Origin of the sequence: Arthrobacter sp. ISL-65, from assembly GCF_018613795.1 — a bacterium.
Lineage (GTDB): Bacteria > Actinomycetota > Actinomycetes > Actinomycetales > Micrococcaceae > Arthrobacter.
Window position 1 is genome coordinate 92,142 of the sequence record NZ_JAGGPN010000001.1, and the last position, 19,706, is coordinate 111,847.

The 19,706-nt window shown below is 66.0% G+C and carries 19 protein-coding genes, 1 tRNA gene, 1 other RNA gene and 1 pseudogene; 11 read left to right on the forward strand and 11 right to left on the reverse strand.

Features of this window, described 5'->3' with window-relative positions; all coding sequences use genetic code 11:
• Window positions 1-57: 57 nt before the first annotated feature.
• Complete coding sequence (locus tag J7I85_RS00430; RefSeq protein WP_214845173.1) at window positions 58-663, forward strand: GNAT family N-acetyltransferase; 606 nt, start codon at window positions 58-60, stop codon at window positions 661-663.
• A 15-nt stretch (window positions 664-678) separates the two neighbouring features.
• Here the strand turns inward: J7I85_RS00430 and map are convergent.
• A pseudogene (map, locus tag J7I85_RS00435) lies at window positions 679-1,445 on the reverse strand (type I methionyl aminopeptidase).
• A 144-nt stretch (window positions 1,446-1,589) separates the two neighbouring features.
• On the opposite strand from map, the gene J7I85_RS00440 reads away from it, so the two are divergent.
• On the forward strand, window positions 1,590-2,276 hold the full coding sequence (locus J7I85_RS00440) for a DNA alkylation repair protein (RefSeq protein ID WP_214845175.1): 687 nt from the start codon (window positions 1,590-1,592) through the stop codon (window positions 2,274-2,276).
• Here the strand turns inward: J7I85_RS00440 and mptB are convergent.
• On the reverse strand, window positions 2,269-3,825 hold the full coding sequence (gene mptB / locus J7I85_RS00445) for a polyprenol phosphomannose-dependent alpha 1,6 mannosyltransferase MptB (RefSeq protein WP_214845177.1): 1,557 nt from the start codon (window positions 3,823-3,825) through the stop codon (window positions 2,269-2,271). The genes J7I85_RS00440 and mptB overlap by 8 nt on opposite strands.
• A gap of 242 nt (window positions 3,826-4,067) precedes the next feature.
• On the opposite strand from mptB, the gene orn reads away from it, so the two are divergent.
• The 3 genes from orn to def all read left to right on the forward strand — a co-directional run bounded on the left by orn (window position 4,068) and on the right by def (window position 5,639).
• Window positions 4,068-4,739, forward strand: coding sequence for an oligoribonuclease (gene orn / locus J7I85_RS00450; protein WP_214845179.1), 672 nt, complete (start codon window positions 4,068-4,070; stop codon window positions 4,737-4,739).
• Between the two features lie 130 nt (window positions 4,740-4,869).
• A tRNA-His gene (locus J7I85_RS00455) sits at window positions 4,870-4,942 on the forward strand.
• Between the two features lie 124 nt (window positions 4,943-5,066).
• Window positions 5,067-5,639 carry a peptide deformylase gene (gene def / locus J7I85_RS00460; protein ID WP_214845181.1) on the forward strand — a complete coding sequence of 191 codons (573 nt, stop codon included), beginning with the start codon at window positions 5,067-5,069 and terminating at the stop codon, window positions 5,637-5,639.
• 27 nt (window positions 5,640-5,666) lie between these two features.
• On the opposite strand, the gene J7I85_RS00465 is transcribed toward def, so the two are convergent.
• The 4 genes from J7I85_RS00465 to rnpB form a co-directional block, all read right to left on the reverse strand.
• Entirely contained in the window at window positions 5,667-6,464 is a 798-nt protein-coding gene (locus J7I85_RS00465) for an HNH endonuclease family protein (protein WP_214845183.1), read from the reverse strand.
• Window positions 6,465-6,594: 130 nt separating this feature from the next.
• Window positions 6,595-6,804, reverse strand: a complete 210-nt coding sequence (locus tag J7I85_RS00470) for a hypothetical protein (RefSeq protein WP_102972241.1) — start codon at window positions 6,802-6,804, stop codon at window positions 6,595-6,597.
• 115 nt (window positions 6,805-6,919) lie between these two features.
• Complete coding sequence (locus tag J7I85_RS00475; RefSeq protein ID WP_214845185.1) at window positions 6,920-8,413, reverse strand: glyceraldehyde-3-phosphate dehydrogenase; 1,494 nt, start codon at window positions 8,411-8,413, stop codon at window positions 6,920-6,922.
• 465 nt (window positions 8,414-8,878) lie between these two features.
• An RNA gene (gene rnpB / locus J7I85_RS00480) (RNase P RNA component class A) lies at window positions 8,879-9,270 on the reverse strand.
• A 241-nt stretch (window positions 9,271-9,511) separates the two neighbouring features.
• On the opposite strand from rnpB, the gene J7I85_RS00485 reads away from it, so the two are divergent.
• Both J7I85_RS00485 and J7I85_RS00490 read left to right on the forward strand, forming a co-directional pair.
• The gene (locus tag J7I85_RS00485) at window positions 9,512-10,243 is read left to right on the forward strand and encodes an alpha/beta hydrolase family protein (RefSeq protein WP_251023742.1); all 732 of its coding nucleotides are present in this window, start codon (window positions 9,512-9,514) and stop codon (window positions 10,241-10,243) included.
• Window positions 10,244-10,310: 67 nt separating this feature from the next.
• Window positions 10,311-11,075, forward strand: coding sequence for a YaaA family protein (locus J7I85_RS00490; RefSeq protein WP_214845187.1), 765 nt, complete (start codon window positions 10,311-10,313; stop codon window positions 11,073-11,075).
• A 65-nt stretch (window positions 11,076-11,140) separates the two neighbouring features.
• Here the strand turns inward: J7I85_RS00490 and J7I85_RS00495 are convergent, their stop codons facing one another.
• Both J7I85_RS00495 and J7I85_RS00500 read right to left on the reverse strand, forming a co-directional pair.
• Window positions 11,141-11,878 carry a zinc ribbon domain-containing protein gene (locus J7I85_RS00495; RefSeq protein WP_214845189.1) on the reverse strand — a complete coding sequence of 246 codons (738 nt, stop codon included), beginning with the start codon at window positions 11,876-11,878 and terminating at the stop codon, window positions 11,141-11,143.
• Between the two features lie 62 nt (window positions 11,879-11,940).
• Entirely contained in the window at window positions 11,941-12,849 is a 909-nt protein-coding gene (locus J7I85_RS00500) for a Nif3-like dinuclear metal center hexameric protein (RefSeq protein ID WP_214845248.1), read from the reverse strand.
• Window positions 12,850-12,950: 101 nt separating this feature from the next.
• Here J7I85_RS00500 and msrA point away from each other — a divergent pair, with 101 nt between their 5' ends.
• From msrA to epsC, 3 genes are all read left to right on the forward strand, one after another.
• Window positions 12,951-13,475, forward strand: coding sequence for a peptide-methionine (S)-S-oxide reductase MsrA (msrA, locus tag J7I85_RS00505; RefSeq protein WP_214845191.1), 525 nt, complete (start codon window positions 12,951-12,953; stop codon window positions 13,473-13,475).
• 67 nt (window positions 13,476-13,542) lie between these two features.
• Window positions 13,543-14,478 carry a cysteine synthase A gene (cysK, locus tag J7I85_RS00510; RefSeq protein WP_214845193.1) on the forward strand — a complete coding sequence of 312 codons (936 nt, stop codon included), beginning with the start codon at window positions 13,543-13,545 and terminating at the stop codon, window positions 14,476-14,478.
• 41 nt (window positions 14,479-14,519) lie between these two features.
• Window positions 14,520-15,104, forward strand: a complete 585-nt coding sequence (epsC, locus tag J7I85_RS00515) for a serine O-acetyltransferase EpsC (protein ID WP_214845195.1) — start codon at window positions 14,520-14,522, stop codon at window positions 15,102-15,104.
• A gap of 51 nt (window positions 15,105-15,155) precedes the next feature.
• Here the strand turns inward: epsC and J7I85_RS00520 are convergent, their stop codons facing one another.
• Together J7I85_RS00520 and gndA are read right to left on the reverse strand one after the other, a co-directional pair.
• Window positions 15,156-15,989, reverse strand: coding sequence for an oxidoreductase (locus J7I85_RS00520; RefSeq protein ID WP_214845197.1), 834 nt, complete (start codon window positions 15,987-15,989; stop codon window positions 15,156-15,158).
• Window positions 15,990-16,113: 124 nt separating this feature from the next.
• Window positions 16,114-17,550, reverse strand: a complete 1,437-nt coding sequence (gndA, locus tag J7I85_RS00525; RefSeq protein ID WP_214845199.1) for an NADP-dependent phosphogluconate dehydrogenase — start codon at window positions 17,548-17,550, stop codon at window positions 16,114-16,116.
• Between the two features lie 243 nt (window positions 17,551-17,793).
• On the opposite strand from gndA, the gene J7I85_RS00530 reads away from it, so the two are divergent.
• On the forward strand, window positions 17,794-18,534 hold the full coding sequence (locus J7I85_RS00530; protein WP_214845206.1) for a FadR/GntR family transcriptional regulator: 741 nt from the start codon (window positions 17,794-17,796) through the stop codon (window positions 18,532-18,534).
• 53 nt (window positions 18,535-18,587) lie between these two features.
• Here J7I85_RS00530 and J7I85_RS00535 read toward each other — a convergent pair whose 3' ends face one another.
• Complete coding sequence (locus tag J7I85_RS00535) at window positions 18,588-19,700, reverse strand: L-idonate 5-dehydrogenase (protein ID WP_214845250.1); 1,113 nt, start codon at window positions 19,698-19,700, stop codon at window positions 18,588-18,590.
• Window positions 19,701-19,706: the final 6 nt, after the last annotated feature.

Genomic DNA, 19,706 nt, shown 5'->3' on the forward strand with positions numbered 1-19,706 from the left:
TTCGGCAACAAACACAGTCCTGCAGCAGGACAGTCCCGGCGGCAAGGGAAGGCGGCCATGACAGATTCACAGGGGGCAGCAGGCGGCATCACCACGGCGGCCGCCGAGTGGCCCGCCGTCGAGGAACTTTTCGGCGTCCGCGGCGAACCGTCACGCTGCTGGTGCCGGTTCTTTGCCCTTCCGGGAGCCAGCTTTGCTGCCACGACGCCCGCTGACCGCAAGGCACAGCTGAAAGACAAGTTCGACGGCGGCGGGCCGGCGCCGGGGGTCCTGGCGTACCGCGGCGGCTCCGCAGTCGGCTGGTGCGCCGTGGAGCCGCGGAGGTGCTACCCGCGGATTCTCCGTTCCCAGGTGTTCAAGGCGGCCGGTCCCGCGGCCGCCGACGACGGCGGCGGGAGCATGTGGTCGGTGAGCTGTTTCGTCGTTGCTCCCGGCCATCGCCGCAGCGGCGTGGCAGCGGCCCTGCTGGCTGCCGCCGTCGACCACGCACGCGCCAACGGGGCCACGGTTGTGGACGGGTATCCGGTGGATCCCGCGCAGCGGCCAAAGGCCGGTCCGTCCGATCTCTACCAGGGCACGCTGGGGCTGTTCCTGGCGGCCGGGTTTGAGGTGGTCAGTGACGCAGTTCCCGGGCGCGCGGTGGTGCGGCTGCGGGTCGGATGACCGGAACAGCCTTCCTCACGGCAGGGTCAGGATCACCGGTCCGGCCGCTGTGATAGCCACCGTGTGCTCGCTGTGGGCGGACCTGCGGCCGCTGGCGGACCGCAGCGTCCATTCGTCCTCGTCGTGGAAATAGTCTCCGTTGCCGCCGAGAATGAGCATGGGCTCGATGGCGATCACAAGCCCCTCCGCCAGCTTGATTCCCCGGCCAGGCCGCCCGTCGTTCGGTACGGACGGCTCGGCGTGCATGGTGCGGCCGATCCCGTGGCCGCCATGGTCAGCCAGCAGGCCGTAGCCGGCGCGGCGTGCTGCGCCGCCGATCGCGTAGGCGAGGTCGCCCATCTTGTTTCCCACCCGCGCGGCATCGATGCCCCGGGCCAGCGCGGCGTCCGTGGCCTCAATGAGTGCCTGGTCCTCCTGGCTGGGCGTGCCCACGATGAAGCTCTGGGCCGCGTCACCGCACCAGCCTTCGACGAAGGCGCCGCAGTCCACGCTGAGCAGGTCCCCGTCGCGCAGCCGGTACCCGTTGGGATTCCGTGCACCACGGCGTCGTTGACGCTGGTGCAGATCACGCCCGGGAACTGGACCGACGCCCACCGGGGCTTGTAGTCGAGGAACGCGGGCGTGGCACCGGCGTCCGCCATGATGGCGGCAGCAACCTCGTCGAGTTCCTTCAGCGAAACATCCACCGCAGCGGCCTGCCGGACGGCTGCCAGGGCGTTCGCCACCACCCGCCCGGCCTCGCGCATCATGGCAATTTCATCGGGCGTCTTGATCATGGACATGGATTGCCTCCTGGAATTCTCTGGCCAGCGGCAGGCGGGTCCCTGCGGGCAGCGCCTCATACGTTGCCTACTCTAGGACCACACGGACCGCAGCGGCAGCAGCAACCGCTGCCTCGGGCTCCTTGAACGGGCTATCTTGACACCATGGCAAATGAAGCGGTGCTGGCGTTGATCCGCTCCGAGCTGCGGGCGGCGGCAGACCCCACCCGCGGCACTGCGGCCCAGGCCTACATGAAGTCCTCAACGCCGTCCCTCGGCGTCCGCGTGCCGGAGGTGCGCAGGACAACCAAAGCCGCGGCCGCTGCCCATCCCTTCGAAACCGCCGAGGACCTGCGGTCAACGGTGCTGGTCCTGTGGCGCGAAGCCCGTTACCGCGAGGAACGCTACGCGGCGATTGACCTGACCGGACTGCGGAGCGTGGCCGGAGACCGGCGGATGCTTCCGGTGTATGAGGAGATCATCCGGACCGGCTCGTCCTGGGACTATGTAGACGGCGTGGCCCACCGGGTCGGCACGCTACTCCAGGCCCACCGGGAGGAACTCACCCGCGTACTGCTCCAGTGGAGCGCCGATCGGGACTTCTGGATTCGGCGGGCGTCCATCACGGCCCAGCTGGGAGCAAAATTCCAGACGGACACCGGGCTGCTCTCTGCCGTCATCGAGGCGAACCTGGCCGACCGGGAGTTCTTTATCCGCAAGGCCATCGGGTGGGCATTGCGTGAGTACGCCAAAACCGATCCAAACTGGGTCCTGGATTTCGTGACGCGGAACGGCCCGTCACTCAGTCCGCTCTCGCGCAGGGAAGCCCTGAAAAACGTTCAGGTCAGATAACAGGGCGCGTCGTCACGGGCTGGTCCGCCTTGCTGAAAAGCAGCTTGGTGCTGCGGTCCAGGAAGATCAGGTACAGGGCAAACAGCAGGGCAATGATGGCGGCTGCGTTGCGGGCCAGCGCCAGGGCAAGGCCCAGGTCGTCGGTCTGCAGGTAGGGGAAGACTTCCAGCTGGTCGGAGATGGCATAGACCATGAAGAAGGAAACGATGAAGTACAGGGCCTTGACCTGCCAGTCGTCGCGGATGCCCGTGACGGCGAACAGCGGGATCAGCCACACCACGTACCAGGACTGGATCATGGGCGCGAGCACCACAACAGCCGCGAAGGCGAGGGTCAGGCGGCGCATGAGGCGGTCGTGTTCGCCCCGGAAGATCTGCCAGGCGACGATGCCCACGGCAAGGAGCTTGCCGGCGTCGTAAACCCATTTGGCCAGCCCCCAGCCGTCCAGGCTGAACGCGTTGAAAATGGAGGCGACCACCAGGCCAAGCAGTCCCACCGGCGCGTACCAGATCCAGACACTGCCGGGCGCTGAGAGTCCGTTGATCCAGCCGAACCCGAAGCCGTTGACCAGGCTCATGGCGTAGAGCAGGGCAAGGCTGATTCCGGCCGTCAGGCCCCAGAACACAAACTTCCTTGGCCAGCTGGCCCCTTTGCCCGCCCAGAGCAACCCGATAAACGGAAGGAACACCACGGTGATCGGCTTCACCGCGATGGAGGCCGTGACAAGAACGATGCCGAGGATGACCCGCCGGGTTGCGCAGTAGTAGAGGCCCGCGAGGGCCAGCCCGATCATCAGCGCATCGTTGTGGACGCTGGCGATGAAGTTGGTCAGGAAGAGCGGATTCGCCACCGTCAGCCAGAGGGCACGGTGCGGATTGACCCCGTGCAGCTCGGCAAGCTTGGGCACGTAGACGATGCACAGCACCACACCCGCCAGCGCGGCGAGGCGGAACAGCATGATGCTGGCTTCCGGGTGAACGTTGGTGGCCCAGACCACGAATTGTTCGATCCACAAAAACACCTGGCCGTAGGGAACCGGGGCCTCGGTCCACATCTTGTCCGCTCCCAGCTGGAAGTAGTTGGACAGCGCCGAGATGCCGTTCTCGTACGGATTGAAGCCCTCGACCATCAGCCGGCCCTGGCCAATGTAGGCGTAGACGTCCCGGCTGAACAGCGGGACGGTGAACATCATGGGAAGGCCCCACGCGACGACGGCCTGGAGTGTGGCCTTCCGGGCTTCCCGGCCCCACACGTGGACGTGCTGGCCGAGCCTGAGCCAGGCCCGGACCAGCAGCATGCCGCCCACCGCAAGCAGCACGATGGACAGCCCTACGCCGAACGCCTCGGTGCGCATCCAGATGAATAGGGGCATCCGCCGCAGCTCTGAGACCGGCGCCAGCCATCCGACGCCGAGCGAGCCGATGAGCAGGAACATGGAACCGATGAAACCGGCGAGGATTGGCGAGCGTGGGTTGTCCACTTCCGGCCGGGCCGGGTCCATGGAAGTGCCGGTGGCCGTTTCCCCTATCGCAGGCACAGGCGCCGTCATCTCAGGATCGTCCAATCTCTTCTGCGCCTAACTCTTCTGCGCGTATCTCTTTTGGGCATATCTCTTTTGGGCGTGCTGCCCCATCTGCAGCCAAGCTGAACGGCCAGCCAAATTGGGCAGCCGGCCAAAACGGTCGACGCCGGGGACGCGGCCGCCGCAATGAGGCGATGCCACGTACCCGAAATATTAGCATCGGAGCGCCTCTCCAAGGCTTGCACGCGGCTAAACGGTAGGCTAAACGGGTGCCTATTACTAACGAACGCATCGTCTGGATCGACTGCGAAATGACCGGCCTCGACAGCGTCAACGACGCCCTGATCGAGGTCGCGGCCCTGGTCACCGATTCCGAACTCAACATCCTCGGAGACGGAATGGACGTGGTGATCAAACCGGACGACGCCGCCCTCGCGCAGATGAACGACTTCGTCCGGGACATGCACACCCGGTCAGGCCTGCTGAACGAGCTTCCGGCCGGCAAAACGATGGCCGAGGCAGAGTCCTTGGTGCTGGACTACATCCGCAAATGGGTGCCGGACCCCCGCAAGGCGCCCCTCGCCGGCAACTCGGTGGGAACGGACCGGGTCTTCCTGGGCAGGGACATGCCCTCGGTGGTGGAGCACCTGCATTACCGCATCATCGACGTCAGCACCATCAAGGAACTGGCCCGGCGCTGGTATGCGCGCGCCTACTTCCAGGCGCCGGCGAAGCTCGGCGGCCACCGCGCCCTCGGGGACATCAAGGATTCCATTGACGAACTCCGGTACTACCGGGAAGCCGTCTTCGTGCCCGGCCCCGGACCGGACAGTGCCACGGCCCAGAAGATCTCCAAGCGCATCTCGGCGTCGCCCTCCGCCGTTGACCAGCAGGCGTCGGAAGGCGCTCTGCCGCCCGCAGCACAGCAGTCCGGGAAGTAATCTGCGCCACGTTTGGGGAAAATTTTGCCGAAACAGCCAAAAGTGGCAAAAGCATCCCCAAACAGCAGGTAAGCTATTTGTCGTTGCCATTTCGGACGGCCGGGACACCGGACAGTCTGCAGGGCACATGGTGGGCGTAGCTCAGTTGGCAGAGCGCCTGGTTGTGGTCCAGGAGGTCGCGGGTTCAACCCCCGTCGCTCACCCGCACCGAGGTCGGCAGTTTTCTGCCGCCCAGCAACAAAGGCCGTACCGGTAACCCGGTACGGCCTTTGTTGGTTTTCACCCCTGCCGGCTCCACTCCGGCAAAGCGTCGAAGGATCCCCTGACATGACTGTTCTGCCCATCACCATCTGGGGTGAGCCGGTGCTGCACCGCCGGGCTGCTGAAGTTGAGGAGTTCGACGACGGGCTTCGCCAGCTGATTGCCGACATGTTCGAAACCAACGACAAGGCGAACGGCGTCGGTCTGGCCGCGCCGCAGATCGGCGTGGGCAAGCGGATCTTCGTGTACAAGTACGAGAACGAGGACGACGTTCCCCCGGCCGGCGTCGTGGTCAATCCTGTGCTGACCCTCGCCAAGGTGTCCGGGGCGCTGCCGAATCCGGACGAGGAAGTGGAGGGCTGCCTTTCCTTCCCCGGCGAGCAGTATCCACTCAAGCGCGCCGAGTGGGTGCGCGTCCAGGGCTATGACGGGCTCGGAAATCCGGTGGATTTCGAAGCCACCGGCTGGTTCGCCCGCATCATCCAGCACGAATACGACCACCTGGACGGCAAACTGTACGTCAACCGCCTCATCGACAGGTATGCCCGCAAGGCCATGAAGCAGGCAAAGAAGAGCGGCTGGGGCGTCCCGGGCCTGACCTGGATGCCGGGCGTCGACCCGGACCCGTTCGGCCACTGACACCGCCTGTTTGCTGCCGCTGCGGCCCTACCGCGGTACCACCGTCTGCTGCTGCGGGCATGAGTCCAGCACCCGGGCCATGGCGTCCTTTTCCGGCTGGGTGACCCAGAGGCCATACGCTGCCTTCACCGAAATCTGCCGCGCCACATAGTGGCACCGGAAGGCCTTGTTCTTCGGCAGCCACGTGGCGGCGTCCGACGCGCTTTTCTCTTGGTTGGCGTCACCGTCCGCGGCAATGAGATTGACCGGATCGTTGGCAAGGTTCTGCCGCTCCTTTAGTGTCAGCTGCTGGGCCCCCTTCTGCCAGGCGTCGCCGAGCGCCACCACGTGGTCGATCTGCACGTCCTTGCTCGAATCTGCGCCGCGGACGAACCGGACCACCAGCCCCACGTACGGTTCATGCATGGTCCCTGACGCGACCTTGCACTTTGACCCCCCGGTGAAGGCGACGTCGAGAAGGTCCCGGCGCAGGATGTCGTTGCGCGTATCGCAGCCATTGTGGTCTGCGTCCTGCCAGGCCTGGCCGAAGGCGGACCTGTCATAGTCGCTCCCGGATGCCCTGCCCTTCACTGCCAGGGTTTCCAGTGCGGCGGCGGCGTCGCCCGGCGGCAACGGGTTCGGGGGCGTCACGGGCTTCATCCAGGCGGCATCGAACACCGGCGCCTCGCGGGGTCCGGACACGGCAGGCTCGGCCGCGATGAACTGGCCCGCCGTAAAAAACCACACGGTGGCGGCGACCACCGACACCGCTGCCACACCGAGCACCGCCCACGCCTGCCGGGAGCGGCGCCGCGCACGCCGGTAAGCGGCCCAGCTGACGCTCACAGGCGCGTCCCAAGGCGCCGGGTGTTTCGGGCAGGATGCGGGTACACATCCACGAGCCTAGGCGAAACCACCCGTCGCTGTGCGGGTATCCACAGTGTGGAGGACAGGTGCCCTGTGGAGGGCTGGCCGCCTACTGCTCGCGCATGACCCGATGAAGATCGGTGTTCGCGAGATCCAGGAGCCGCTGCAGCTGGGCCACCCTGTCGTCGCCTATTTCCCCTGCCGCATGTGACGTGCGCGCCTCGTCCAGAAGCCTTTGGGCTTCTTTCTGGTTGGCCTTTGCAACATCGAGGGCATGTTCCAGGGTTGTCTCATGCTGGAGGGTCGGGTTCTGTTCCATGACACAAGTTTGTCCCCGATTTCCGCCTGATTCCAGAGAATTGCCCGGGAACTTCCCGGGAACGGGTCAGCCCCGCCGGCACAACTGTGCTGACGGGGCTGACGAAAGGTTCCGGTTAGACCGAGGCTGCCACGGCCAGGACCGGGGCGGCATCCTTTTCGGAGTCCTTGGCCGGGAAGGTCGGCGGGTTGACCCCGGCCATTTCCTCCATGACGCGGACCACTTGGCAGCTGTAGCCGAACTCGTTGTCGTACCAGACGTAAACAACCAGGTTCTTGTCGTTGGCGATGGTGGCGAGGCCATCGACGATGCCGGCACGGCGGGAGCCGACGAAATCGGTGGAGACCACCTCGGGCGAGTCGATGTAGTCGATCTGCTTGCGCAGATCGGAGTGCAGCGACATCTCGCGCAGGTAGTCGTTGACCTCGTCCTTGGTGGTTCCCTTTTCCAGGCTGAGGTTCAGGATGGCCAGGGAAACATCCGGGGTGGGGACCCGGATGGAGCTGCCCGTGAGCTTGCCCAGCAGTTCGGGCAGCGCCTTTGCCACGGCCTTGGCGGCGCCCGTCTCGGTGATCACCATGTTCAGCGCGGCGGAACGTCCACGCCGGTCGCCCTTGTGGAAGTTGTCGATCAGGTTCTGGTCGTTCGTGAACGAGTGGACCGTCTCCACGTGGCCGTGAATCACGCCGTACTTATCGTTGAGGGCCTTCAGGACCGGGGTGATGGCATTGGTGGTGCAGGAGGCTGCGGACACGATCGGGTCCGAAGCGGTGATGTCGCGGTGGTTGATGCCGTGCACGATGTTCTTGAGCTCGCCCTTGCCCGGTGCGGTGAGCAGGACACGGGCAACGCCCTTGCTCAGCAGGTGCTGGCCGAGGCCCTCGGCGTCGCGCCAGCGGCCGGTGTTGTCTACCACCAGGGCGTTGTTGATGCCGTAGGCCGTGTAGTCGATGGTGGCCGGGTTGTCCGAGTAGATGACCTGGATCTGGACGCCATTGGCCGTGATGGTGTTGGCGTCGGTGTCCACCCGAATGGTTCCTTCGAAGGAGCCGTGCACGGAGTCGCGTCGCAGCAGGCTGGCCCGCTTGGTCAGGTCGTTGTCGGAGCCGCGCCGGACCACGATGGCGCGCAGCCGCAGGCCGTGGCCGCCGCCCGCCTTTTCGATCAGGAGGCGCGCCAGCAGGCGGCCGATGCGGCCGAAGCCATAAAGCACGACGTCGGTGCTGGTGCGGTCGTCGCCGCCCCGCTTACCCACGATCTCAGCCAGCTCGGCGCGGAGGAATTCCTCCAAAGTCAGGTCCCCGCCGTCGGACTTGAATTTCTGGTTCAGGCGGGCAATATCGATGGCAGCGGCACCCAGGTCCAGCTGTGCCAGCGTGTTCAGCAGCGGTGCCGTCTCCTCAAGGAGCAGCTCATCCTTGCTCATCCGGCGCGCAAAGCGGTGCGCCTTCAGGATGTTCATGGTGGACTTGTTGATCAGGCTGCGGCCGTGGATGGAGGTAACCACGTTGTTTTCACGGTACAGCCGGCCGATAACCGGGATCATGGCCTCGGCGAGCGCCTCACGGCTCATCCACGTATCAAGACAAGAATCTGACGTCTGGCTCACAGAACTACCTTCCTTGGTTCAACCGGCTACGTCCTCGTAAACCGGATGGCGGCCACTGGAAGTTATCCAGGGCAAGCTGGCACCGGCAGGGTTTAGGTCCACCCCGGATGCCGTTGGACGTGCAAAGAAATACCGCCGGCTGCGAACGCAGCTCCGGCGGAAGAACTTCTACGTTCACCATCCATTCTAGGGCGGGCGGAGAGCTTCTTTTGCCCCGGAGCCCGTGAAATCACTCACACCACGGGCCGGGCAGCATTACTTCTCTCCGTACTGGAGGCGGCCAATGCTCCAACCCGATACGTTGCGGAGGTTGTTCCGCGCTTCCCGCACGTCTTCGGGAACGTCCGCCCTGTACTCGCCTGATGCGCTGATCAGCGCTTTCTGGCGTCTGGACCACGCTTCCTCACTCGCTACGGAGCCGGAGAATATCGTCCCGTCAACCACGACCGTGAGCTCAATCTTAAGCGGATGGGTTGACCGATACGCCGGGTTCTGTGCTCCCGTGCCGTTGCCAGCACAGGAGTAGCGGCCATCCATCTACGAACGCCGTTGCCGGCGCCCTCCAGCGGCCTACCCGGACACTCGGGCGGGCAGCCCTCAAACGTGTCCTGTCTGGCCTTGCTCCGGGTGGGGTTTACCTAGCCTTCCCGGTCACCCGGGAAGCTGGTGGTCTCTTACACCACCGTTTCACCCTTACCTGCTTCGTGCCGCTTTCAAATCGGCGCGACGCAGGCGGTCTGTTTTCTGTGGCACTGGCCTGCGGGTTACCCCGAGTGGGCGTTACCCACCACCCTGCCCTGTGGAGCCCGGACGTTCCTCGAGCCACTTGCGTGACGCGCGGCCGCCTGGTCAACCCATCCGGAGTCCAGTTTACGGGCTTTCCTGGGGGGCCGGACACCCGCCGGTTCCGGGGTCTAAAATCGGGAAATGGACCAGCCGTCCTTTCCTCGGCGACGCATGCTGCAGCTGGCAGGAATCGCTGCCGGCCTGACTGCAGCCGCCTCGTCAGCCTGCACGGCCCCGCCTCCACCGGTTCCCGGCCCCACAACGACGGCGGCCATCCGGCCGAGTCCCCCGTCCGCAGTGTCGCCTTCCGCGTTGCCCCCTTCCACAGTATTGATCCGGACAGGCGCTTTTAGCTCCCGGTTCCGCCCGGCGGCCACCACGCACTGGTCCCTGGCTGTGCCGCTTCCCGAGCAGGCCAACCAGGTGCTGCCGGTGGCGGTCTTCCTGCACGGGCTGGGCGGCAGCAGCGAGGTTTTACTGCGCGACCTCGTTGCGGACCAGGCCCTGCAGCGCCATCTGGACGACGGCGGCCAGCCCTTTGGGATTGCTGCCGTGGACGGCGGCGACTCCTGGTGGCATGCCCGCGCCGACGGCAGCGATACGCAGTCGATGCTGGTGCTCGAGTTCCTGCCGTTCCTGGCCGAGCAGGGGTTCGACCTCGGAAGGGTCGGCGTCTTCGGCACGTCGATGGGAGGGTTCGGCGCCCTCCTTCTGGCGTCTCGGGGCAGGGTGTCCGGACTTCGCGCCGTTGCGGCCATGAGCCCGGCCGTCTGGTCCAGCTACGAAGCGGGGATGCAGGGCGCCTTCGACGGCCCGGCTGATTTCGCGGCGAACAACGTTTTCGCGCTCCGTCCCAGGCTTGCAGCGATTTCCAAGCGGATCGACTGCGGCAGTGAGGACGAACTGGCCTCGACGGTGCGCCAGTACCGTTCGGGACTTCCCGGCCGGGTGGAGGGAGGCTTTCAGCCCGGCGGCCACGACGGCCTGTACTGGCGGTCGATCCTCCCGGACGTGCTGGACTTCCTTGGCCGCCACCTGGGCTGAACGCACGCACCTCAACTGATCCGCACCGCGACTGATCCCAAGCGGACCCGGCCGGTAAGATCGTACGGTGCTGATTCTGCTCCCCCCATCCGAAGGCAAGACCCCGGCCGTCCACGGTGACGCCATGGACTGGGCTTCGTTGAGTTTCCCCGTGCTGAACACCTACCGGGCCAAGGTGCTCGACGCGCTGGGGACAGTCAGTTCGCATGAGGACGCCCTCGCCTTGCTGGGCGTCGGCGCCTCCCTTAGGGACGACGTCGAACGCAACACCCGGCTCCACGCCGAACCGGCGGCGCCGGCGCACCAGGTGTATTCGGGCGTGCTGTACGACGCCCTGGGCTACAGGTCGATGACGCCGGCACAGCGGCGCCGGGCGGATGACTCGGTGCTGGTCATCTCCGCGCTGTGGGGCGCCATCCGGTTCGCCGACGCAGTGCCCGCCTACCGGCTGTCCATGTCAACGGCCCTGCCCGACGTCGGACGCCTTGCCTCATTCTGGAAACCGCAGCTTACCGAGGCCCTCGGCGAAATTGCCGGTGGCCAGCTCCTGGTTGATTGCCGGTCCAGCACCTACGCCGCCGCCTGGACTCCCCCGCCGGCAGACACCGTGGCGGTCAACGTGTTCACTGAGGTGAACGGCGCGCGGAAGGTGGTCAGCCACTTTGCCAAGCACACCCGCGGAGAGCTGGCCCGGCACCTGCTGACGCGGCGGGGCAAGTCCCCGGCGACGCCGGAGCAGCTGCGGAAGGCGGCGGCCGAGAAGTGGCAGGCCGAACTCGTTCCGGGCACGGCGCGCAAGGCCCACGCCCTGAACATCATCCTGCCCAACTAGCCGGCAATTGATGTCGTTTTGGGCGCTCAGAACGACATCTACTGCCAGTCAGTTGGGTGAGGCGGTCAGACCCACTCGGCGGAGCGCACCAGGATGCAGCCGGAATCCGGGCAGAACACGATGTCGTCCTCGGAGGCGGCCTTGATCTCGGCCAGGTCGCCGGGGCTCAGCTGCATGCCGGAACCTTCGGACGTGCCGTGGAAGAGCCGGGCCGCGCCCACTCCGCGGCGGGCCAGGGTCTTCTCGTAGACTCCAAGCATTCCGGCGTCCAGCCCAGCGGCGAAGCCCGCCCGCTTGCCTGCCACCTCGGTCTCCTCGGCAGCGACCTCGGCCAGCGCCGCGTCGAGCTCTGCACGGATCCCGCCAAACGAACCCTGGATGTCGTCCACGATGCTCTGCTGGGCTGCCTGACGTTCGCGCAGGACATCCAACCGCTCGAGGACCTCCAGTTCTACGTCCTCCAGGTCTGAACGGCGCTTGTTGAGCGAAGCAATGTCCTTCTGCAGGGCGACGAGATCCTTGGAGAGACCGGTTCCGCTGTTGAGCTTTGCCTCGTCCCGTTCGATCCGGGTCGCCACCTGCTCCACATCGGCTTCGGCCCGCTTCAGTTCCGCTTCGGCGTCATGGACGGCGAGTTTCGCGGCGCCCAGCTCACCGTTGGCAACGCTGAGGGCAGCCTCAAGATCGGTGATCCGGGGATCGGATTCAAGGGTACGGCGGCGGTTGGACAGTGACTTCAGCCGGGCATCCAGGCCCTGGAGCTCGAGCAACTTCAATTGTTCCGCCGGTGCTGCCTTGGCCACGTTTTACCTCCGCTTGATCCCATCCGGCTCCTGGCCGGCACCCCGTTGGGGTTTTCTAGACTCTAGTCGCCGCCGGGAGTCAGTATGAAGTCCCACGGATCGCTGTTGGTGGTGCTGACCTGTATTTCGACGTCGAGGCCCTGGTCCGCGAGCACGTTGCCCAGCGCTTCGGCCGCGGCCGGGAGCCACAGCCATTCGCTGGCGAAGTGCGAGACGTCGATGAGGTACGGGCGGTCATTGACGGCAGCCTCCCTGGCTTCCGAGGCCGGGTGGTGGCGCAGGTCCGCGGTGACGTACAGGTCAGCATTGCTGGCCCGGACCTCGTCAAAGAGGGAATCCCCGGCCCCGCCGCACACCGCGACCCGCTGCACGAGGCCGTCCTTATCCCCGGACACGCGCACTCCGCCCGCCACCGCCGGGAGGATGCCGAAAACCCGCGCGGCGAAATCGCCCAGGGTCATGGACTCGCTCAAGTCCCCGACCCGCCCGATGCCTTCCTCCGGAAGGCCGTCTCTCGAAGGAGTTAACGGCGACACGTTTTCAAGGCCCAGGGCGTCGGCCAGGACGTCAGAAACGCCGCCCACTGCTGAGTCGCCGTTGGTGTGGACCGTCAGCAGTGCCGTTCCGGATTCGATCAGGCGGTGCACGGCCCGGCCTTTGGGGGTGTTGGCGGCAACCGAGGTGACGCCCTTGAGGAGCAGCGGGTGATGGGTAATGAGCAGCTCCGCGCCCCATTCGATGGCTTCGTCGATAACCTCGATGGTGGGATCCACTGCGAACATGACGCGCGTGATTTCAGCGGACGGATGGCCGGCCACGAGGCCCACCTCGTCCCATGACTCTGCCAGCGACTCCGGCCAGAGCTCCTCCACGGCCAGCATGAGCTGCCCCAGGGTAGCAGCGGCGGGTGACTCCGCGGCGTCGGGAGCTTCTTCCGGTTCCGCTGCAACGTCGCTGTTCACAGGTTCCATACTCATATTTTTACCCTACAGTCGGCTCTGGCCTCAGCCCGGTATATGACCCTAAGGTTGGCTGGGGGAATCATTGGCGCCCGCGAACCATTGAAGAGGACATGAAAACATTTGTGCTTGGCGGGGGCTGCTTCTGGTGCTTGGACGCCGTCTACCAGAAAACGAAGGGCGTCACGTCGGTGGTTTCGGGATACACCGGCGGCCATGAACGCCACCCGGATTACTACTCAGTGTGCTCCGGCACCACGGGGCACGCGGAGGTGGTTGCCGTGACCTTCGATGAGGATGTCATCCCGGCCGAAGTCATCCTGGACATGTTCTTCGCCCTGCACGACCCCACCACGCTCAACCGGCAGGGGTACGACGTCGGCACGCAATATCGCTCGTCAATGTTCTATGAGACCACCGAGGAGAAGATCCTCTTCGAGGAGGCTATCGAACGGAACCAGGCGCTGTGGTCGCGGCCGATTGTGACCGAGGTCAGCCGGCTGCCTGTGTTCTATCCGGCGGAGAACATCCACCAGGACTACTACGCCAAGTTTCCTGAGCAGGGGTATTGCCAGGTCATTATTAACCCGAAGCTGGCCAAGGCCCGGAAATATTACTCTGCATGGCTTAATGCGTAGCAGTGGCGCTGACCCCCTCGTTAGGCTGACCAAAGTATTCCTTCCTGAGAGATAGGCGCAAGTACACATGGCACGGATCTACGACGATGTAACACAGCTGGTGGGCGGCACCCCGCTGGTCAAGCTCAACCGCCTGACGGAAGGCCTGGACGCCACCGTTGCGGTCAAGCTTGAGTTCTACAACCCGGCCAACAGCGTCAAGGACCGTATCGGCGTCGCAATCATCGACGCTGCTGAGAAGTCCGGCGCGCTGAAGCCCGGCGGAACCATCGTCGAAGGCACCTCCGGCAACACCGGCATTGCCTTGGCCATGGTGGGCGCAGCCCGCGGCTACAAGGTCATCCTGACCATGCCCGAGACCATGTCCACCGAGCGCCGTGTGATGCTCCGTGCCTTCGGCGCCGAGATCGTGCTGACCCCGGGTTCCGAAGGCATGCGTGGCGCCGTGGAGAAGGCCCAGGAGATCGTCGCCAACACGGAGAACTCCATCTGGGCCCAGCAGTTCGCCAACGAGGCCAACCCGCAGATCCACCGTGAAACCACGGCCGAGGAAATCTGGACCGACACCGACGGCAAGGTAGACATCTTTGTCTCCGGCATCGGCACCGGCGGGACCATCACCGGCGTCGGGCAGGTCCTGAAGGAGCGCAAGCCGGGCGTCCAGATCGTGGCCGTTGAACCCAAGGACTCCGCCATTTTGAACGGCGGTGCCCCCGGCCCGCACAAGATCCAGGGCCTGGGCGCCAACTTCATCCCGGAGCTCCTGGACACCAACGTCTACGACGAGGTCCTGGACGCCACCTTGGAGGACTCCGTGGCCGTAGCCCGCGAGCTCGGCATCAAGGAAGGCATCCTGGGCGGCATCTCCTCCGGCGCCATCGTGTGGGGCGCCCTCGAACTGGCCAAGCGCCCGGAAAACGCCGGCAAGCTGATCGTGGCGGTCGTCTGCGACTTCGGTGAGCGTTACATCTCCACCGTGCTCTATGACGACATCCGGGGCTAGACCTTAGCCAGCCGCTTTCCGTTTCCTGTAGAAAGATCTTTGTGGGTTTCTTCGCAAGACTTAAGGAAGACCTCGACGCCGCCCGGTCCCACGACCCGGCGGCTCGAGGTTCTTTTGAGAACTTTTTCGCGTACTCCGGGCTGCACGCCATCTGGGCGCACCGCCTGACGCACAAGCTGTGGCAGGACCCGTCCACGCGGTTCCCCGCCCGGCTCATTTCGCAGCTCACACGCTTCCTGACGGGCATCGAGATCCATCCCGGTGCCACCATCGGACGCCGCTTTTTCATTGACCACGGCATGGGCGTGGTCATCGGCGAAACGGCCGAGATCGGCGAGGACGTCATGATCTACCATGGCGTCACTCTCGGCGGCCGTTCCCTCGCCAAGGTCAAGCGCCACCCCACCATCGGGGACCGGGTCACGATTGGTGCGGGCGCCAAAATCCTGGGGCCGATCATCATCGGCAACGACAGCGCCGTGGGGGCGAACGCCGTCGTGGTCAAGGACGCACCGCCCGAGTCCATCGTGACGGGTATCCCGGCAAGCTGGCGGCACCGCGACGCCCAGCGGGAGACCAAGCCCGCCGTGGACCCGGCTGAGTATTACATCGAATACCGAATCTGATCCTTGCGGTGGGGCGGCTGTGCCTTTTGGAGCTGTTAGTGGCCGGCCGCCTCAGCGGGCGATGTGTTTCAGCACCGCCGTCACCGCCAGGTCGTACACGCGGTCCGGCAGCAGCCGCCGCAGTGCCGTGATGGCAACTGCGCCCCTGCCTACGGGGTAGCGGGTCCGGGGACGGGCGGCGGTGGCGGCCTGCAGCACCGCTCTGGCGACGACGTCGGGCTGGGTGGACGTCGCTGGCCTCTCGGTGGACGCCAGCACGGCGGCCATCTCCGTGGCCTGGGCCGCGTACGGCCCGCCGCCCGAGCTGGCCAGCAGCCCCTCGGCCGCAATCCCGCCCCACTCGGTAACGGTGCTGGCGGGCTCGATGATGGACACGCTGATGCCGTGCGGCTTCAGTTCCAGCCGCAGCGCATCACTGAGGCCTTCCACGGCGAACTTGGTGGCGTGGTACCAGGTGCCAAGCGGCTCATAGAACTTGCCTCCAATGGAGGAGATGTTGATGATCCTGCCCCTCCCGGCAGTCCGCATGGAGGGCAGGACCAGCTGCGTCATCCGCGCCAGGCCGAAGACGTTCACGTCGAACTGCCGGCGCCCTTCGGCCACCTCCATCTCCTCCAGCGCACCGAAGGAGCCGAAACCGGCGTTATTCACCAGGACATCGATCCGACCCTGCTCCCGGAGTACCGTGGTCAGCAGGCTCTGCATGGACCCGTCATCCGTGACATCCAGCGGCAGGACCCTTATCCCCTGCGCCTTGAGCGGTTCCATCCTGTCCACCCGCCTGGCGCCGGCGTAGACAGTGAATCCATTGGCGCTGAGCAGCTTGGCCGACTCGAATCCGATGCCGGTGGAGGCTCCGGTGACAATCGCTACGGGCTGGGACACTCGGCACTCCTAGGGGCGGATCGGCGTCGTCGTCTGGAACGGCTGGAACCGGATGCACGAACGGCCGGCACCTCCCAGAGTATCCGGGAGGGCCGGCCGTTCCTGCGTTACACCGCGGGTGTGGCTAGTGGGTGTCCACTGCCTCGACCTCGGACTTGTCCTCGCCCCACAGCGTGTGGAACGTGCCCTCGGCGTCGACGCGGCCGTAGGTATGCGCACCGAAGAGGTCGCGCTGGCCCTGGATGACGGCGGCGGCGAGGCGCTTGCGGCGCAGGCCGTCGTAATAGGCCAGCGAGGAGGAGAACACGGGCACCGGAATGCCGAGCTGCACGGCGGTGGCAACCACGCGGCGCCAGGCCGGGAGTGCTTCGGCGATGGTCTTGGTGAAGGCCGGTGCGAACAGCAGGTTGGCCGGCTTCTGCTCCGCGGCGTAGGCCTTGGTGATTTCCTTGAGCAGCTCTGCACGGATGATGCAGCCGCCGCGCCACAGCGAGGCGATCTCGTCCAGCTTGAGGTCCCAGCCGTACTCCTTGGCGGAGGAGGTCAGCATGTCCAGGCCCTGGGCGTAGGAGACCAGCTTGGAGGCGTACAGCGCCTGGCGGACGTCCTCGACGAAGTTATCGGGGATTTCGACGGCGATTTCCTCGCCGGCCAGCAGCTCCTGGCCGAGTTTGCGCTGCTCCGCCTGGGAGGACAGGGCCCGGGCGAAAACCGACTCGGCGATGCCTGAAACCGGGGAGCCCAGTTCGAGCGCGGAGATGACCGTCCAGCGGCCCGTCCCCTTCTGGCCGGCGGCGTCCACGACGACGTCAACGAACGGCTTGCCGGTCTTTGCGTCCACGTGGCCGAGGACCTCGGCCGAGATCTCGATCAGGAAGGAGGCGAGCTCGCCCTTGTTCCAGTCGGCGAAGATCTTGGACTGTTCGGCGGGCTCAATACCGGCGCCCGAGCGCAGGAGGTCGAAGGCTTCGCCGATGACCTGCATGTCGGCATATTCGATGCCGTTGTGCACCATCTTGACGAAGTGGCCGGCGCCGTCGGTGCCGATCCAGGCGCAGCACGGCTGGCCGTCAACTTTGGCGGAGATCTTCTCCAGCAGCGGGCCGAGGGCGTCGTAGGACTCCTTGGAGCCGCCGGGCATGATGGACGGGCCGTTGAGGGCGCCTTCCTCACCGCCGGAGACGCCGACGCCCACGAAGTGCAGGTCCTTCTCGGCCAGCGCGGCTTCCCGGCGGCGGGTGTCCTCGTAGTGCGAGTTGCCGGCGTCGATCACGATGTCGCCGGGTTCCAGCAGCGGAACGAGCTGGTCGATGACGGCGTCAACCGGCTTGCCGGCCTTGACCATGATGAGCACGCGGCGCGGCTTCTCCAGGGAGTCCACCAGCTCCTGCAGCGTCTCAGTGCGCACGAAGTCGCCGTCGGTGCCGTGCTTTTCGAGGAGGGCGTCGGTCTTCTCAACCGAGCGGTTGTGCAGGGCAACGGTGAAGCCGTTGCGGGCCAGGTTGCGGGCGAGGTTGGCGCCCATCACCGCGAGGCCGGTGACACCGATATGTGCTGACATCAAAAACTCCAATTCAGTGTGTGCAACATGTGTGCATTGCGTCCCGCATGTGCTGCGAAACACGCTTTAGAAAAGTTGGCTGTGAATAAAGCATATATATTCGAGGGCGAGGGCGAAAGCGGGTGACCACTCCTTGGACTCCAGCCGCGCCGTTTAGAGTCTATGACGTGCCTCTCCCGGCGGCGTCCAGACTCCACCGGCTGCGGGGGAACAAAGCCTCCCGGCCCGATTATGCTTACCACTATGTCAACCAGCCTCCATCACCGTGCCGTCGAGCACCTGGGTACCAGAATCGTCGACGGCAGCCTCCCGCCAGGGCATGTGATGCTCGCGGAGCAGTTGGAGGACGAACTGCAGGTATCACGGTCTGTGATCCGGGAAGCTGTCCGCGTGCTGCAGTCGCTTGGCCTGGTGGAGACCACCAAACGCGTGGGCATCAAGGTCCTGCCGGCGCACCGCTGGAACCCGTTCGATCCGCTCGTAATCCGCTGGCGCCTGGCCGGGGAAGGGCGCGGGGCCCAGCTGCGGTCCCTCGCGGAGCTGCGCTCCGCCGTCGAGCCCGTGGCCGCCGAACTCGCTGCGGTCAACGCACCGCAGGAGCTGCGGCAGGAACTGCTCGACGTGGCCCTGGCCATGCGCGACGCCGGCCAGGCCGGCGACGTGCCGCGCTTCCTGGAACTGGACATCCAGTTCCACTCCCTGCTGCTCAGCGGCTCCGGCAACGAGATGTTTGCCAACCTCGTGGGGCAGGTGGCCGAAACCCTGACCGGCCGCACGGTGCACGGCCTCATGCCCGACCGGCCCCGGGACCTCACCCTGCAGTGGCACCTCGATGTGGCCGAAGCCATCTTTGAGGGCCACGCAGCGGAGGCCCGCGAGGCGTCGAGCAGGATCATGCGCCGCACCATCTCGGAAATGGAGCCCGTATGGGTGGAGCAGCCGAGGGTTTTCGTCCCGCTGCAGCGGCGGACGCAGTCCGCCTAGCCCCGCTTGGCTGGCACTGGCCGCCGCTGGCCCGGATTTAGCTGTGCCTCTGTTTAGCTGTGGCTCTGTTTAGCCGTGAAGTTGAGGAGGACTTTGCCGGATTGGGCGGAGTTGCGGGCGGTGTCGAAGGCTTCGAGGGCGTCGGTGACGGGGTAGTCGTGGGTGATGACCGGGCCGATCTTGAGGGTGCCGTCGGCGAGGGCGGTGATGACCTCGTCGATTTCGTCGTTGAACCGGAACGAGCCGCGCAGGTCCAGTTCGCGGGTGATGGCCAGGGAGATCAGGACCGGCTGCGGGCCGGTGGGCAGCAGCCCGACCAGGACCACCGTCCCGGCCCGGGCCGCGCCCTGGATCGCGGAGGCCAGGCCGAGGTGGTTCCCGGAGGATTCGATCACGACGTCGGCCTGCACCTTGGCGATCGCCTCGGCGTCGGCGGCGTTGAGGACCTCGTCCGCGCCCACCTGCGTGGCGATCTCCAAAGGTTTGGCGTGCATGTCCACCGCGACGATCCGGGCAGCGCCGGCGCGTTTGAGGACCGCGACCGCCAAGGCCCCGATCGGGCCGGACCCGATCACGAGCGCGGTTTTGCCGGCCACGTCCCCGGCCCTTGCCACGGCATGCCACGCCACCGACGCCGGTTCGATCAGGGCGGCGGTGCGCAGGTCCAGGTCCTCTGGCAGGGCCCGGAGCATCCGGACCGGCAGGGTCACGTACCTGCTGAACGCCCCGTCCGTGTGCGGATACCTCGCCGCGGAACCCAGGTACGTGCACCCCGGCGACAGGTTCGGCCTCTCCGCCGGATACCGGGGCGCGTCCGGGCCCGTGCCCGCTCCGGGGGTGGCCGGGTGCACCGCCACCGGCGTCCCCGCGGCCGGTCCGGTCCCGTCCGCCGCGGCCTTGACGACGCGCCCGGAAATCTCATGGCCCAGCACCAGCGGGGCCTTCAGGATCGACTCGCCCGCCGCGCCGTGCAGCCAGTAATGCAGGTCCGACCCGCAAATCCCGCCGTACAGGACCTCCACGACGGCCTCATCCGGCGCCGGGGCCTTCAGCGGGACGTCGTCGATCCGCAGGTCACCCTTCGCGTGCGCGACCACCGCCGGGCCGGAGACCGGCAGGTCGGCTGCTGTTGAAGTGTGTGTTGTTGAAGTTTCTGTGTGTGTCATCAGACC

Bases quoted from the DNA above. Each gene is read 5' to 3' on its own strand.
- cysK (WP_214845193.1), top strand. From the start codon at position 13,543: ATGGCACGGATCTACGACGATGTAACACAGCTGGTGGGCGGCACCCCG.
- J7I85_RS00535 (WP_214845250.1), bottom strand. From the start codon at position 19,700: ATGACACACACAGAAACTTCAACAACACACACTTCAACAGCAGCCGAC.
- mptB (WP_214845177.1), bottom strand. From the start codon at position 3,825: ATGACGGCGCCTGTGCCTGCGATAGGGGAAACGGCCACCGGCACTTCC.
- J7I85_RS00500 (WP_214845248.1), bottom strand. From the start codon at position 12,849: ATGGAACCTGTGAACAGCGACGTTGCAGCGGAACCGGAAGAAGCTCCC.
- J7I85_RS00430 (WP_214845173.1), top strand. From the start codon at position 58: ATGACAGATTCACAGGGGGCAGCAGGCGGCATCACCACGGCGGCCGCC.
- def (WP_214845181.1), top strand. From the start codon at position 5,067: ATGACTGTTCTGCCCATCACCATCTGGGGTGAGCCGGTGCTGCACCGC.
- J7I85_RS00470 (WP_102972241.1), bottom strand. From the start codon at position 6,804: ATGGAACAGAACCCGACCCTCCAGCATGAGACAACCCTGGAACATGCC.
- gndA (WP_214845199.1), bottom strand. From the start codon at position 17,550: ATGTCAGCACATATCGGTGTCACCGGCCTCGCGGTGATGGGCGCCAAC.
- J7I85_RS00440 (WP_214845175.1), top strand. From the start codon at position 1,590: ATGGCAAATGAAGCGGTGCTGGCGTTGATCCGCTCCGAGCTGCGGGCG.
- msrA (WP_214845191.1), top strand. From the start codon at position 12,951: ATGAAAACATTTGTGCTTGGCGGGGGCTGCTTCTGGTGCTTGGACGCC.
- J7I85_RS00530 (WP_214845206.1), top strand. From the start codon at position 17,794: ATGTCAACCAGCCTCCATCACCGTGCCGTCGAGCACCTGGGTACCAGA.